This window comes from Streptococcus sp. HMSC34B10 (assembly GCF_001839505.1).
GTDB classification, from domain to species: Bacteria; Bacillota; Bacilli; order Lactobacillales; family Streptococcaceae; genus Streptococcus; species Streptococcus peroris.
Map to the genome: position 1 here is coordinate 575,692 of NZ_KV841556.1, position 14,267 is coordinate 589,958.

15 protein-coding genes are annotated in these 14,267 nt (G+C 38.7%); 12 read left to right on the plus strand and 3 right to left on the minus strand.

What is annotated here, in order from left to right; genetic code table 11:
- Positions 1–25 precede the first annotated feature (25 nt).
- From HMPREF3237_RS08410 to HMPREF3237_RS08435, 6 genes are all read left to right on the plus strand, one after another.
- On the plus strand, positions 26–217 hold the full coding sequence (locus tag HMPREF3237_RS08410) for a PspC domain-containing protein (protein WP_006145450.1): 192 nt from the start codon (positions 26–28) through the stop codon (positions 215–217).
- 144 nt (positions 218–361) lie between these two features.
- Entirely contained in the window at positions 362–811 is a 450-nt protein-coding gene (locus tag HMPREF3237_RS08415; protein ID WP_070889502.1) for a hypothetical protein, read from the plus strand.
- Between the two features lie 19 nt (positions 812–830).
- Complete coding sequence (locus tag HMPREF3237_RS08420) at positions 831–1,292, plus strand: hypothetical protein (RefSeq protein ID WP_006145452.1); 462 nt, start codon at positions 831–833, stop codon at positions 1,290–1,292.
- 171 nt (positions 1,293–1,463) lie between these two features.
- On the plus strand, positions 1,464–1,598 hold the full coding sequence (locus HMPREF3237_RS08425) for a DUF4044 domain-containing protein (protein ID WP_025168662.1): 135 nt from the start codon (positions 1,464–1,466) through the stop codon (positions 1,596–1,598).
- 74 nt (positions 1,599–1,672) lie between these two features.
- Positions 1,673–2,983, plus strand: a complete 1,311-nt coding sequence (obgE, locus tag HMPREF3237_RS08430; RefSeq protein WP_070889503.1) for a GTPase ObgE — start codon at positions 1,673–1,675, stop codon at positions 2,981–2,983.
- A gap of 9 nt (positions 2,984–2,992) precedes the next feature.
- Positions 2,993–3,160: a hypothetical protein gene (locus HMPREF3237_RS08435; RefSeq protein ID WP_006145455.1), complete on the plus strand. Its 168-nt coding sequence runs from the start codon at positions 2,993–2,995 to the stop codon at positions 3,158–3,160.
- A gap of 43 nt (positions 3,161–3,203) precedes the next feature.
- Here the strand turns inward: HMPREF3237_RS08435 and HMPREF3237_RS08440 are convergent, their stop codons facing one another.
- A complete protein-coding gene (locus tag HMPREF3237_RS08440; protein ID WP_070889504.1) occupies positions 3,204–5,483 on the minus strand; it encodes a Xaa-Pro dipeptidyl-peptidase in 2,280 nt (759 codons plus the stop codon).
- Between the two features lie 168 nt (positions 5,484–5,651).
- On the opposite strand from HMPREF3237_RS08440, the gene mutY reads away from it, so the two are divergent.
- From mutY to HMPREF3237_RS08460, 4 genes are all read left to right on the plus strand, one after another.
- Positions 5,652–6,812 (plus strand): A/G-specific adenine glycosylase, encoded by a 1,161-nt coding sequence (mutY, locus tag HMPREF3237_RS08445; protein WP_070889505.1) that lies wholly within the window; start codon positions 5,652–5,654, stop codon positions 6,810–6,812.
- Between the two features lie 67 nt (positions 6,813–6,879).
- Entirely contained in the window at positions 6,880–7,584 is a 705-nt protein-coding gene (yycF, locus tag HMPREF3237_RS08450; protein ID WP_006145458.1) for a response regulator YycF, read from the plus strand.
- On the plus strand, positions 7,577–8,926 hold the full coding sequence (gene vicK / locus HMPREF3237_RS08455; protein WP_070889506.1) for a cell wall metabolism sensor histidine kinase VicK: 1,350 nt from the start codon (positions 7,577–7,579) through the stop codon (positions 8,924–8,926). The genes yycF and vicK overlap by 8 nt, the downstream gene beginning before the upstream one ends.
- A gap of 1 nt (position 8,927) precedes the next feature.
- On the plus strand, positions 8,928–9,737 hold the full coding sequence (locus HMPREF3237_RS08460) for an MBL fold metallo-hydrolase (RefSeq protein ID WP_006145460.1): 810 nt from the start codon (positions 8,928–8,930) through the stop codon (positions 9,735–9,737).
- Positions 9,738–9,772: 35 nt separating this feature from the next.
- Here the strand turns inward: HMPREF3237_RS08460 and HMPREF3237_RS08465 are convergent, their stop codons facing one another.
- A complete protein-coding gene (locus tag HMPREF3237_RS08465) occupies positions 9,773–10,120 on the minus strand; it encodes a DUF6568 family protein (protein WP_006145461.1) in 348 nt (115 codons plus the stop codon).
- Positions 10,121–10,229: 109 nt separating this feature from the next.
- Entirely contained in the window at positions 10,230–11,948 is a 1,719-nt protein-coding gene (locus HMPREF3237_RS08470; RefSeq protein ID WP_006145462.1) for a phospho-sugar mutase, read from the minus strand.
- Between the two features lie 149 nt (positions 11,949–12,097).
- On the opposite strand from HMPREF3237_RS08470, the gene HMPREF3237_RS08475 reads away from it, so the two are divergent.
- Positions 12,098–12,286 carry a hypothetical protein gene (locus HMPREF3237_RS08475; protein ID WP_006145463.1) on the plus strand — a complete coding sequence of 63 codons (189 nt, stop codon included), beginning with the start codon at positions 12,098–12,100 and terminating at the stop codon, positions 12,284–12,286.
- Between the two features lie 78 nt (positions 12,287–12,364).
- A complete protein-coding gene (locus HMPREF3237_RS08480; protein WP_070889507.1) occupies positions 12,365–14,266 on the plus strand; it encodes an ABC transporter ATP-binding protein in 1,902 nt (633 codons plus the stop codon).
- The last annotated feature ends 1 nt before the right edge of the window (position 14,267 follow it).

The window sequence follows — 14,267 nt, forward strand, 5'->3', positions numbered from 1 at the left end:
TGATTCCGAAGAGAGGAAATAAAATATGAATAAGAGATTGATGAGAAGTGGTCGAGATCAAAAGATTGGTGGAGTCTGTGCTGGAGTAGCAAATTATTTTAACATTGATCCTACAATTGTTCGAGTTATTTGGGGCGTTTTAGCCTTCTGTTATGGAGCAGGCATTGTTGCTTACTTAATTTTGTGGGCAATCGCTCCTGTATCAAATGAATTTTAAGAAAAAGATTAGAGTAAAAGCGAGACTAATAATATTCAATGATTTGAAACCTCAAATCGGTGAAATGGGATTCTTTGGGGTTGATTTCTGGTGCGGAATATTAAATTCCATTAAATAGATTTGACCGTTAAAGGAGTTGAGATAATGAAAAAGAAAAGATGGGCCAAAATCAGTGCGTTTGTAGGGATTCTAGGTGGGCCTTTAGCGCTCTTTTTCATATGTGCGTTTTTGGCAGCTGGGATTGGCGCCAGTCGTTCGGGGGTAGAGGAATCTCTCAGTTTATTAGTGCCGACATTTGGAATTATTTTTTTGGTAGCGTTGAAAAGCGCGTGCTATTATAAAAAGGATGAACGTGTGAATTCAGTGATGGCCAAGTTGTTTGCAGCCTCAAGCGCAGTAGGGTTCGTTGTCGCTTTGCTGATAGCTTTAGCAAATATTCCGACGACCAGTGGATTCGGTGATTGGATTATGCTCGTGCTATTCGACGGAAGTGATGGCTTTGAACGTGCGCTCGGTTTCATGTTTCTATCCGCTATTTTATCCGTTGCCTGGGGCATTTATTATGCGATTTGTCTAAGGAAATTTGAGAACTAACACATAAGGAGACGAGAACATGCAAAGTAAAAAATGGGCAATCTGTAGTGCATTTGTGGGCATTGCCGGAGGAGCATTTTTAATGGTATCTCCCTTGGGATTAATCGCAGCAGGAATCGGAGCAAATGCCCAGATGTTTGGTTCTATATTTATTCTAATGCTGTGTACGTATGTGGCGATTTTCTGTGTAGCTTTGAAGAGTAAGCTTTACTATAAAGGCGATGACAGAGTCTCTAAGTTAGTGACCAATACGTTTTTAATAGCAGGGACGATTGGATGTGCCCCAATCTTTTTCTCAATCTTTTTTTGGATTCTACGCCATATTCCCTTCTTAAATGACTTGTTAAATTGGTTGTTTAGTGCGGTTTTTTCTGGACAGGATGACTTCTCTCTATTTTTTATAGTGGTAGTGTTCGTCGACATCCTATCGATTGTCAGTGGCATTGGATATGCGGTCTGCTTGAAAAACTTCAGAAAATAATGTAAAGCGGATTTTTTCGAGGCTCTTATTGATAAGGGATTCGGAAATTACAAATAGAGAGGAAATGCGAATGTGACAGATTTAAAATGGGAAATCTGATGTGTTTTTGTTGGTGATACATCTGTATCAAATGAATTTTAAAATGTGAGTATTAATAGTAAAGGAGAAAATATGGCATTCGGTGATAATGGTAAACGCAAAAAAACTTTCTTTGAAAAACTAACAATGTTTGTCGTACTAGTCATGTTGTTTGTTACTCTAGCAGGTATTTTTGCGACTGCAATTGGTGTATTGAGCAGATTTTAAATGCTAGTTGTATATTCAATTTATATTAGTTGGTGACTGGGTTTTCCCAGCCCTTTTTTAAGTGAGAAGAGATTATGAGTATGTTTTTAGATACAGCCAAGATCAAAGTAAAGGCTGGTAATGGTGGCGATGGGATGGTAGCCTTTCGTCGTGAAAAATACGTCCCTAATGGTGGACCATGGGGAGGTGATGGAGGTCGTGGAGGGAACGTTGTTTTCGTAGTAGACGAAGGATTGCGTACCCTGATGGATTTCCGTTATAATCGTCATTTTAAAGCCCAGTCTGGTGAAAAAGGAATGACAAAAGGAATGCACGGCCGTGGTGCAGAAGACTTGGTTGTTCATGTACCTCAGGGAACTACTGTTCGTGATGCTGAAACGGGAAAAATTTTGACTGACTTGGTACATCATGGTCAGGAATTTATCGTAGCTCACGGTGGTCGTGGCGGTCGTGGGAATATTCGCTTTGCGACACCTAAAAATCCTGCACCAGAAATCTCTGAAAATGGAGAACCTGGTCAGGAACGTGAATTACAGCTTGAACTTAAAATTCTTGCGGATGTTGGATTAGTTGGCTTCCCTTCTGTTGGGAAATCAACCTTACTAAGTGTCATCACATCTGCAAAACCAAAAATTGGTGCTTATCACTTTACGACAATTGTACCAAATCTTGGGGTGGTGCGTACTCAGTCGGGCGATTCATTTGCAGTGGCAGACCTTCCTGGATTGATTGAAGGTGCTAGCCAAGGTGTTGGCCTGGGGACCCAGTTCCTCCGTCATATTGAGAGAACTAGAGTAATCCTACACGTTATTGACATGTCAGCAAGTGAAGGACGTGATCCTTATGAGGATTACCTAGCTATCAATAAGGAACTTGAATCCTACAATCTTCGTCTAATGGAGCGTCCACAAATCATTGTTGCCAACAAGATGGATATTCCAGACAGTCAAGAAAACCTTGAAGATTTCAAGAAAAAATTGGCTGCAAATTATGATGAGTTTGAAGAATTACCAACAATTTTCCCAATTTCAGGTTTGACTAAGCAAGGTCTTGCACCTTTATTAGATGCTACGGCTGAACTTCTAGATAAGACACCAGAATTTCTTCTCTATGATGAGTCAGAAATGGAAGAAGAAGCTTACTATGGCTTTGATGAAGAAGAAAAACCATTTGAAATCAGTCGTGATGATGATGCTACTTGGGTCCTTTCAGGTGAAAAACTCATGAAACTCTTTAACATGACCAACTTTGACCGTGATGAGTCTGTTATGAAGTTTGCTCGTCAGTTGCGTGGTATGGGAGTTGATGAAGCTCTTCGTGCTCGTGGTGCTAAAGACGGTGATCTTGTCCGTATTGGTAAATTTGAGTTTGAATTTGTAGACTAGGAGACAGCTATGGGTGATAAACCAATATCTTTCCGAGATGCGAATGGAAATTTTGTTTCAGCAGCTGATGTGTGGAATGAAAAGAAGTTAGAAGAACTCTTTAACCGCCTCAATCCAAATAGAGCTTTGAGACTAGCTAAAGCAAAGAAACAAGCAGAAGGAAAAAAATCAGAATAAAAGAACCCGTGATGTATTCATCACGGGTTTTCTGGTTTACTGACTATTTTTGGAATGGAATTTCAAGACTAGATTGTGCAAGGTCTATAGTCAAGTGATAGTCTGTATTGTCGCGTACAGTAATTTCAAAGTCAGTAGTATAAAGAACGAGACGGACAGTGTCGCCTTCTTTTAATTTATAAATAGTTGGTTGAAGTTCAAATTGGAATTCAATCCATTCTTCAGGTTTAATTTCTTCGACTGTAAGTAAGTCATGACAGTTTTGTAGATTCATATAACCTTTAGTGATAACTCTTTGTGCATTTTCCCGGAAAGGAAGTTCACAGAGATGGTCAAGCATATGGTAGCGACCGTTATCTAAGGTACGAGCAGATATGACTCCAGGATAAGGTTGCAAGTATTTCTTTTGTCCTAATTCCAAAAGTTGGGCAGAAAGTAAGCCTTTATTTGTACTTGATTTGACACGTAAGTTGAGTTTGACGCGTCCGTTAAGTTGTATTTCTTCTGAAATAGGAAGATCAATAGTAATCTGATTGACTTTGTCTTGATATAGTTCATTATTAAAGGTTTGGTAGGTTTTACCATAGCGTTCAAAGTCTGAGTCTTCATAGTGATTCTCAATCACTTTTTCTTCAGATCCAAGAGAGAAGGTTTTGTGTTCCTCTTGATTTCCAAAATCTTCAAGTGACAGCCAGGTTTGTGGAGTAGTATTGTCTTGCCAAACGACTCTTGGAAGTTGGTAGGCTGTTTCTTGCCCCAATAATTTCTGCGTCAAAAGAGCATTCATGGATTCACGGAAATCAATAGACTGCCAGTTATTCATATAAACATGGGCGCCGTTATGGTAAAAGAGATGTTTTTTAATATGACTTGGAAGAGCATTGAACATTTGATAGACATGAAGTGGTTTTACATTCCAGTCTTGCGAACCGTGTGTAAAGACGACTTCAGCCTTGACTTTTTCAGCATTAAGAAGGTAGTTTCTGTCATGCCAAAATTGGTTATAATCCCCAGTTTTACGGTCTAGATTTTTCTTAACTTTCTCTAAGTCAGCTTTGTGAGCTGCATTTCCACGAATGTAATCACCAGCCAAGAGATTACGAGAATAAGTCAATTCAGCAAGAGAGTCAAAATCTTCACCTGGATATCCTCCAGGGCTAGTTACAAGACCATTTTCACGATAGTAGTTGTACCATGAAGAAATACCGGCCTCGGCGATGATGACTTCTAAGCCATCGACACCTGTTGTAGCAAGGCCATTTGACATAGTTCCTAGGTATGAGATACCTGTTGTTGCAACTTTTCCATTTGACCAGTCAGCCTTGACTTGATGAGCTCGGGTATGGTCTGTAAAAGCACGGCAGCGTCCATTGAGCCAATCAATGACATTCTTATAACCTTCGATTTGTTGGTAGCTACCGTTCGGCATAAGTCCCTGAGAATCCTTGGTACCAAGACCGGACACATAGAGATTAGCAAATCCTCTTGGAAGGAAATAATCGTTTAGTGTATAGCTGCTATTGATATGAGTCAGTTTCTCTTCAGCTTCAGAGACTATTTTAGCATCTCCTACAGATTCAACTAAATCCAGCGTTGGTTGATTTAATTGAATCTTGTGAGGAGGTTTCACCTCAAGCTCAGCTTCCATTTTGTAGAGAGAGGCATCGCTAGCTTTAACGTTGGTTCCTTGATGATAGGGACTAGCAGTCATTACTGATGGAATTTTTCCTTGATATTTTGGACGAATGATGCTTACCTTCACAAGGTCAGGAAGTCCGTCTTTATCTGTATCTACACGGCTTTCTACGTAGACCACTTCCCGAATAACATCGTTACTAGAGAAGGTTGCAAGACTTTTTCCGTTAAAATAGTGATAGTGATTATCTTCAGGGATTAAACCATCACTGACCAACTGATCGATAAGGGTATTTCCTTTTTTGGTGCGAGTATTGAGAAGTTGGTAAAGATTGGTTACAAATTCTCCAAATTCAATTGGAAATCCCGTTTCTTCGCGAAAGGTTTGAACATCGTCAAAATCTACAAGGTAGCTAAATCCTAAGAGTTGGAAGGCAACGGTATAAAAAATATCCGCAGTCAATTCTTGATCAGAATTAAAGAAGTTGAGAAGATCAGTCTTTTCGTCCACAGCTAATGTAGAGAGTGGATAGTCAGTGTTTTGATAATTAAAAAAGCAAGTTCTAATGAAGGACTCAAACTGTTGTTTGGGTGAATCTGCTGGATTAAGCTTAAATCCTAGTTGTGCGAGTTCATCTAATGATTCTTGAGTTGATACAGGGTAATAACTAAATTGATTGAAACGCATAATATTCTCCTTTATAAAATATCACTGAGGTTATTATATCAAAAAAAACATCAAATTAACAGAATCTCTATTCTAGAACAAGACATTAGAGAGTGTGCTTTAAATGCTCTATTTTCCTTACTATTTTGATTTTTTGAGTATCTTAAAAGGATATGCTATACTAGTTATATGTTAGATTTGGAGAAATATGGTGTGACCATGTGGGAAGAAGATAAAGTTTGCTCTTTCCGCCAAAAATTATTAGCCTGGTACGATGCAAACAAGCGGGATTTACCATGGAGACGAAGTAAGAATCCTTATCACATCTGGGTTTCAGAAATCATGTTGCAACAGACTAGAGTCGATACCGTCATTCCTTATTATGAACGTTTTTTAGAATGGTTTCCAACTGTAGAGAGTTTAGCAATTGCACCTGAAGAACGTCTATTAAAAGCTTGGGAAGGTCTTGGTTATTATTCTCGTGTTCGCAATATGCAAACAGCGGCTCAGCAGATTATGAATGAATTTGATGGAGAGTTTCCTTCAACTTACGAAGGTATTTCAAGCTTGAAAGGGATAGGTCCCTATACAGCCGGAGCTATTTCAAGTATTGCCTTTAATCTACCACAACCAGCAGTTGATGGGAATGTCATGCGTGTTTTGGCTCGTCTATTCGAAGTCAATCATGATATTGGAAATCCTAGCAATCGTAAAATATTTCAAGCTATGATGGAAATCTTGATAGATCCAGAAAGACCAGGAGATTTTAACCAGGCTCTCATGGATTTAGGATCAGATATTGAAGCACCTGTCAATCCAAGGCCGGAAGATAGTCCAGTTAAGGAATTTAGTGCTGCCTATCAACATGGAACTATGGATATTTATCCCATTAAAGCACCAAAGAAAAAGCCAGTTCCCATTTATCTAAATGCTTTAGTTGTGCAAAACGACCAAGGACAGTTTTTACTAGAAAAGAATGAAAGTGAAAAGTTACTTGCTGGATTTTGGCATTTCCCCTTGATTGAGGTTGATGAATTTTCAAAAGATGAAGAAGAACTAAATCTTTTTAATCAGGTTGCTGAAACATCCCTACAACTTGGACCCTCACCTCAAGAAAGTTTTGAGCAAGATTATGATTTAGAGGTTGACTGGCAGGATAGCCATTTCGAAGAAGTGAAACATGTCTTTAGCCATCGAAAGTGGCATGTCCGAATTTTAGCCGGGCAGGTAGTTGATGCCAAAGAATATAGTGATAAAGAAGTCGTTTGGTTAACTCCAGAAGAGTTTGACCTCTACCCACTAGCAAAACCTCAACAGAAAATTTGGCAAGAGTATTCAAAAAGATACTGATAGTACAGTCTTTCGTGTCTTCTCTCCATTTTTTTGGTATAATTGATATAAGGAAAAAGGTGACTAAATGAAAAAAATATTGATTGTTGACGATGAAAAACCAATCTCAGATATTATAAAGTTTAACATGACCAAAGAAGGTTATGAGGTTGTCACAGCATTTAATGGACGTGAAGCTATTGAACTGTTTGAAGCTGAAAAACCAGATATTATAATTTTGGACTTGATGCTTCCAGAGATTGATGGTCTTGAAGTTGCTAAAACGATTCGTAAGACAAGTAGTGTACCAATTATCATGCTTTCAGCCAAAGATAGCGAGTTTGATAAGGTTATTGGTCTTGAACTTGGAGCGGATGATTATGTGACAAAACCATTTTCAAACCGTGAACTTCAAGCGCGTGTTAAGGCGCTTCTTCGTCGTACGGAGTTAATCGCAGTGGACAACCAAGAAGAAGATTCAAAATTACAAAGTCTTCAAATTGGGGATTTGGAAATTCTTCCTGATGCTTATGTAGCAAAAAAATATGGCGAAGAATTGGACTTAACTCACAGAGAATTTGAGTTATTGCATCACCTAGCTTCTCATATTGGTCAAGTTATTACCCGTGAACATCTCCTTGAAACTGTTTGGGGTTATGATTATTTTGGTGATGTTCGAACAGTCGATGTTACCATTAGACGTCTACGTGAGAAAATTGAAGACACACCAAGTAGACCTGAATATATCTTGACTCGTCGTGGTGTGGGTTATTACATGAGAAATAATGATTGAAATAATTAAACAAACGATTCTGACAAGAGATTTTATCTTTGTTCTAATCTTAATCGGTTTTATCATGCTGGTGACCTTTCTTTTACTTGAAGGTCGTAGAGATAACATCCGACTAAAACAGTTAAATCAAAAGATAAAAGATTTAATTGCTAGTGATTATTCTCAGGTATTGGATATGCAGGGGAATACTGAAATCACGAATATAACGAATAACTTAAATGATCTTTCTGAAGTAATTCGCCTAACACAAGAAAACCTAGAACAAGAAAGTAAAAGACTTCACAGTATTCTTTCTTATATGACAGATGGAGTTCTAGCTACCAACCGTCGTGGTCAAATCACTATGATTAATGACATGGCTAAAAGACAACTTGGCGTTGAAAGTGACGAAGCGCTGAATCAAAACATTCTTGAATTACTCAAGATAGAGGATGAGTACGAGCTTAGGGACTTGATTACTCAAAGTCCTGAATTGATGATTTATTCTCAAAATGTCAACGGCGAGTATATCAGTTTACGTGTTCGTTTCGCCCTCATACGCAGGGAATCAGGCTTTATTTCAGGGCTTGTAGCTGTTCTTCATGATACGACTGAGCAAGAAAAAGAAGAACGTGAGAGAAGACTCTTCGTTTCAAACGTAAGTCATGAATTGCGAACTCCTTTGACCAGTGTCAAATCTTACCTGGAAGCTTTGGATGAAGGTGCACTTTCAGAACCAGTTGCACCAGACTTTATTAAGGTTTCGCTCGATGAAACCAATCGTATGATGCGCATGGTGACGGATCTCCTGCATCTATCTCGTATCGATAATGCAACCAGTCATTTAGATGTTGAATTGATTAACTTTACAGCTTTCATTACTTTTATCCTGAATCGTTTTGATAAAATACGAGCCCAAGATGAGGAGAAGAAATACGAAATCGTTAGGGACTATCCGATAAATTCTGTATGGGTTGAAATAGACACGGATAAGATGACTCAGGTCATTGATAACATTCTCAATAATGCAATCAAGTATTCACCTGATGGTGGTAAAATTACTGTCAGCATGAAAACAACTGATGACCAGATGATTTTATCTATTTCAGACCAAGGACTTGGAATTCCTAAAGAAGATTTACCTAAGATTTTTGACCGTTTCTATCGTGTTGATAAGGCTAGAAGTCGTGCTCAAGGTGGTACCGGTTTAGGACTTGCTATTGCAAAAGAAATCGTCAAACAGCATAATGGCTTTATCTGGGCTAAGAGCGAATATGGTAAGGGGTCTACCTTTACTATTGTGCTCCCTTATGATAAAGAAGCTGTGAAAGAAGAAATATGGGAGGATGACGTAGAAGACTAAAATGAGTGATAATGGATTTAAATACAGCATTTTAGCATCAGGTTCTAGTGGAAATTCCTTCTATTTGGAAACTCCTAAAAAGAAGATTTTAGTAGATGCTGGCTTATCTGGAAAGAAAATCACTAGTCTGCTAAGTGAAATTAACCGCAAGCCAGAAGATTTGGATGCCATTTTGATTACACATGAACATACGGACCATATTCACGGAGTTGGTGTTTTAGCACGCAAGTACGGTATGGATCTCTATGCAAATGAGAAGACTTGGCAGGCAATGGAAAATAGCAAGTATCTTGGTAAGGTCGACCCGTCTCAAAAGCATATCTTTGAAATGGGTAAGACCAAGACTTTTGGAGATATTGATATCGAAAGCTTTGGAGTGAGTCATGACGCTGTTGCTCCCCAATTTTACCGCTTTATGAAGGACGATAAGAGCTTTGTATTATTGACAGATACGGGATATGTTAGTGATCGTATGGCTGGTATTGTTGAGAATGCTGACGGTTATCTGATTGAGGCCAATCATGATGTGGAAATTTTGCGAGCAGGATCGTATGCTTGGCGACTCAAACAGAGAATTTTGTCCGATCGAGGGCATCTATCCAATGAAGACGGTGCGGAAGCGATGGTGCGAACACTTGGCAATCGAACCAAAAAAATCTATCTAGGTCATCTATCCAAGGAGAATAATATCAAGGAGTTGGCTCACATGACTATGGTTAATCAACTAGCTCAAGCTGATTTGGGGGTTGGAGTTGATTTTCAAGTTCATGATACTTCACCAGACACAGCAACACCATTAACAGAAATATAAAAAAGAAGGCATATGCCTTCTTTTTTTAGACTATTTTACAATCCGGCGAATTCTTTGATTTCTTGAGCTGACATAGAAGAGTCACAACGGACTTTGATTTCCCCATTAGCAACATGTACGAATCCTGGTACAGTAGGGATTCCATAGCGTGAGCGGAAGTCTTGCAAAGCGTCAAGTTGACTTGGTTCTTCGCTGTTGATGAAGTAAACGTGTGCTTTCGTTTCAGCCACTACACCAGCCAATGTACCAGCGAATTTACGGCAGTAAGGGCAAGTTTTGCGTCCGATAAAGAAAGTTGCTGTTTCTTTTTTATCAAGTGCTTCTTGAGCACGCGCAACTGTAGTCACTTCAAGATCTTTAATATTTTCTAAAAACTGTTCCATGAGATTACCTCGCTTTTTTTGATAAGTCTAGTATGCCATAAAGTGCTTAAAATTGCTTGGATTTGATACGAAAAAAAGATGAGATTATTTTATCTCATCTTTAAATTATTTATTTTACGAAGGCATTGATTTCAGCTTCGATATTTGCAATTTTAGCTTGTGAGTCCTCTTTTGAATTTCCAACTACAGCGATGTAGAATTTGATTTTTGGTTCTGTACCAGAAGGACGAACAGCAATCCATGAACCGTCTGTTAATGTGTATTTCAATACATCGCTTGGAGGTGTTGTCAATTTAGTAACAGTACCATCGGCAGCAGTAGAAGTTTGTGCTTTGAAGTCTTCTAAGACAGAGATAGGAGTAGCGTTAAATTCTTTTGGTCCATTATCACGGAATTTAGACATAATTGCTTTGATTTGTTCAGCACCGTCAACACCTGAAAGAGTCACTGAGATTGTCTTTTCTGCAAAGTAGCCGTATTCTTTGTAAATTTCATCGATACCATCAGCAAGTGTCAATCCACGAGAGCGATAGTAGGCGGCAAGTTCAGCAACGACAAGTACTGCTTGGATTGCATCTTTATCACGTACGAATGGTTTAATCAAGTAACCAAAGCTTTCTTCAAATCCCATCATGTAAGTATGATTGTGTTTTTCTTCAAATTCTTGGATTTTTTCAGCGATAAACTTGAATCCAGTCAAGACGTTAAACATCGTTACGCCATAGCTTTCAGCGATTTTTGTAACTAGGTTTGTAGATACGATAGACTTACAGATTGCTGCATCTGCAGGAAGAGTTCCTGCATTTTTGTGAGCTTCTAAGATATACTTAGCCATGATAGCACCGATTTGGTTTCCTGAAAGGTTTAGGTAGCTACCATCCTTTTGAAGCACTTCAACACCAACACGGTCAGCGTCAGGGTCAGTTGCGACAAGAACATCTGCACCTACTTTACGTCCAAGTTCTTCAGCAAGTGCAAAGGCTGATTGGTTTTCAGGGTTTGGTGATTTTACAGTTGAGAAGTCTGGATCAGGAACAGCTTGAGCTTCTACGACTTGAACAGAATCAAATCCAGCTTGAGCAAGAGCGCGGCGTGCCAACATTTCTCCAGTACCATGAAGAGGAGTGTAGACGATTTTCATATCTTTACCATATTCTTCAATGAGAGCAGGGTTGATGTTAACGTCTTTAACTTCTCTGAGGTATTCAACATCAACTTCTTCTCCAATCACTTGGATGAGACCAGATGCTTTTTCTGTTTCAATATCTGCAATTTCAATCGCAAAAGGATTTTCAATTGCACGAATATAAGTAGTCAAGGCATCTGCATCGTGTGGAGGCATTTGTCCACCATCTTCGCCATAAACTTTATAGCCGTTAAATGGTGCAGGGTTATGACTGGCTGTGACCATGATACCTGCGAAGCAGTTGAGATGACGAACAGCGAATGAAAGTTCTGGAGTAGGACGAAGACTTTCAAAAACGTAAGACTTAATACCGTGTTTTGCAAGCACAGCTGCTGATTCAAAGGCAAATTCAGGAGAGAAGTGACGGCTATCGTAGGCAATGGCTACACCACGTTCTTTTTCATTTCCACCTTTTGACTCGATTAAACGAGCCAAACCTTCCGTCGCTTGACGAACAACATAGATGTTAATACGATTGGTACCTGCGCCAATCAATCCGCGCATACCAGCTGTACCGAATTCAAGATTTGTGTAGAAAGCATCTTCTTTGGTTTTTTCATCCATGTTTTCCAAATCTTTACGAAGGTAATCTGGAAGTTGAGCAAAATCCAACCATTTTTGGTAGTTTTCTTGGTAAGCCATAAGAATTCTCCTTTTTTAATATAAATTTTAACCGTTTTCATTATAGCATTTTTTAATATTTTAGTAAAATGTTAGCATGGATTTAACAAGTGAAATCAGCTTTTAAAAATATATGAATTGCTATAATTATTTTGTGTTTTCTGTTATAGATGATAGATTCAAAACGATTTCCTTATTTTAGTTTTGCTGCTTTAGTATTGGTAGCTTGTGGAAATAGTAAAAAAGCAAGTGATACACAGTTTAGCTTTATTAGCCAAGGTATTGCACTTTATAAAGAAAAAGTTGAACTAATTCAAATTTATGAGTTAGACACGAAACAATTAATTTGGATAACTTAAATAAAGAGTTCGAGTTTTAAATATCGAGCTTTTTTTATTAAAATTGTTAAAAATAGAAAAAGATAGTAAAATAGGAATATGATTATTTTACAAGCTAACAAAATTGAGCGCTCTTTTGCTGGAGACGTTCTATTCGAAAATATCAATCTACAAGTTGATGAGAGAGATCGAATCGCCCTCGTTGGTAGAAATGGTGCTGGGAAGTCAACCTTATTGAAAATATTGGTAGGAGAAGAAGAACCAACTTCTGGTGAAATCAATAAGAAAAAAGATATTTCTCTATCTTATCTAGCACAGGATAGTCGCTTTGAGTCAGAAAATACTATTTATGACGAGATGTTGCATGTTTTTGACGACTTACGTTCTACAGAGAAACAGCTTCGCAAGATGGAGTTAGAGATGGGTGAGAAAACTGGTGCAGAACTCGATAAGCTCATGTCAGACTACGATCGTCTATCAGAAGAATTCCGTCAGGCTGGTGGTTTTACCTTTGAGGCGGATATTCGTGTCATTTTAAATGGATTTAAGTTTGATGAATCTATGTGGCAGATGAAAATCGCTGAACTTTCTGGTGGGCAAAATACACGTTTGGCACTGGCCAAAATGCTCCTTGAAAAGCCTAATCTCTTGATTTTAGACGAACCGACCAACCACTTGGATATTGAAACCATTGCCTGGCTTGAGAATTATCTTGTGAACTATAGCGGTGCCCTCATTATCGTCAGTCACGACCGTTATTTTCTCGATAAAGTAGCAACCATAACGCTCGACTTAACCAAACACTCTTTGGACAGATATGTAGGGAACTACTCCAGTTTTGTTGAGCAAAAAGAGCAGAAGCTAGTGACTGAAGCCAAAAACTATGAAAAGCAGCAGAAGGAAATAGCTGCTCTTGAAGATTTTGTCAATCGCAATCTTGTTCGAGCTTCGACAACAAAGCGGGCCCAATCACGGCGCAAACAACTAGAAAAGATGGAACGTTTGGACAAGCCTGAAGCTGGAACTAAATCTGCCAATATGACTTTTCACTCTGATAAAACATCTGGCAATATTGTGCTAACGGTTGAAAATGCTGCGATTGGCTATGATGGAGAAATATTGTCAGAGCCTATCAATCTTGACCTTCGTAAGATGAATGCAGTAGCGATTGTCGGTCCTAATGGTATTGGTAAGACTACCTTTATCAAGTCTATTGTGGACCAGATTCCCTTCATTAAGGGTGAGAAGCGTTTCGGTGCCAATGTTGAAGTTGGTTACTATGATCAAACTCAAAGTAAGTTAACACCAAGCAATACTGTTTTGGATGAACTTTGGAATGACTTTAGATTGACTCCAGAAGTAGAAATCCGTAATCGCCTAGGTGCATTTCTTTTCTCAGGCGATGATGTTAAGAAATCAGTTGGGATGCTTTCAGGTGGCGAAAAAGCTCGTCTGCTTTTGGCTAAATTGTCTATGGAAAACAACAACTTCCTGATTCTTGATGAGCCGACAAACCATTTGGATATTGATAGCAAGGAAGTTTTGGAAAATGCTCTGATTGACTTTGACGGAACTCTCCTCTTTGTCAGCCACGACCGTTATTTTATCAATCGTGTAGCAACTCAGGTATTAGAATTATCCGAAAATGGCTCAACCCTTTATCTGGGTGGTTATGACTATTATGTTGAAAAGAAGACGGAACTAGAAGCGACTCAGATGCAGGAAGTTTTGCTTACGAATCAAGAGAAGGAAACTTCTCCAGTTAATGATTACCAAGCCCAAAAAGAAAGTCAAAAAGAACTTCGGAAATTGATGCGTCAAATCGAAAACTTGGAAACCGAAATTGAAGAATTAGAAACTCAAAGCCAAGCCATCTCTGAACAAATGTTGGAGACAAACGATGCCGAAAAACTGATGGAATTACAGGTAGAACTGGACAAAATCAGTCACCGTCAGGAAGAAGCTATGCTTGAGTGGGAAGAATTATCGGAGCAGGTGTAAG

Coding starts and splice junctions, on each gene's coding strand:
- obgE (WP_070889503.1), top strand. CDS start 1,673: ATGAGTATGTTTTTAGATACAGCCAAGATCAAAGTAAAGGCTGGTAAT.
- HMPREF3237_RS08470 (WP_006145462.1), bottom strand. CDS start 11,948: ATGGCTTACCAAGAAAACTACCAAAAATGGTTGGATTTTGCTCAACTT.
- HMPREF3237_RS08475 (WP_006145463.1), top strand. CDS start 12,098: ATGATAGATTCAAAACGATTTCCTTATTTTAGTTTTGCTGCTTTAGTA.
- HMPREF3237_RS08440 (WP_070889504.1), bottom strand. CDS start 5,483: ATGCGTTTCAATCAATTTAGTTATTACCCTGTATCAACTCAAGAATCA.
- HMPREF3237_RS08435 (WP_006145455.1), top strand. CDS start 2,993: ATGGGTGATAAACCAATATCTTTCCGAGATGCGAATGGAAATTTTGTT.
- HMPREF3237_RS08410 (WP_006145450.1), top strand. CDS start 26: ATGAATAAGAGATTGATGAGAAGTGGTCGAGATCAAAAGATTGGTGGA.
- HMPREF3237_RS08480 (WP_070889507.1), top strand. CDS start 12,365: ATGATTATTTTACAAGCTAACAAAATTGAGCGCTCTTTTGCTGGAGAC.
- yycF (WP_006145458.1), top strand. CDS start 6,880: ATGAAAAAAATATTGATTGTTGACGATGAAAAACCAATCTCAGATATT.
- HMPREF3237_RS08465 (WP_006145461.1), bottom strand. CDS start 10,120: ATGGAACAGTTTTTAGAAAATATTAAAGATCTTGAAGTGACTACAGTT.
- HMPREF3237_RS08425 (WP_025168662.1), top strand. CDS start 1,464: ATGGCATTCGGTGATAATGGTAAACGCAAAAAAACTTTCTTTGAAAAA.
- HMPREF3237_RS08420 (WP_006145452.1), top strand. CDS start 831: ATGCAAAGTAAAAAATGGGCAATCTGTAGTGCATTTGTGGGCATTGCC.
- HMPREF3237_RS08415 (WP_070889502.1), top strand. CDS start 362: ATGAAAAAGAAAAGATGGGCCAAAATCAGTGCGTTTGTAGGGATTCTA.
- mutY (WP_070889505.1), top strand. CDS start 5,652: ATGTTAGATTTGGAGAAATATGGTGTGACCATGTGGGAAGAAGATAAA.
- vicK (WP_070889506.1), top strand. CDS start 7,577: ATGATTGAAATAATTAAACAAACGATTCTGACAAGAGATTTTATCTTT.
- HMPREF3237_RS08460 (WP_006145460.1), top strand. CDS start 8,928: ATGAGTGATAATGGATTTAAATACAGCATTTTAGCATCAGGTTCTAGT.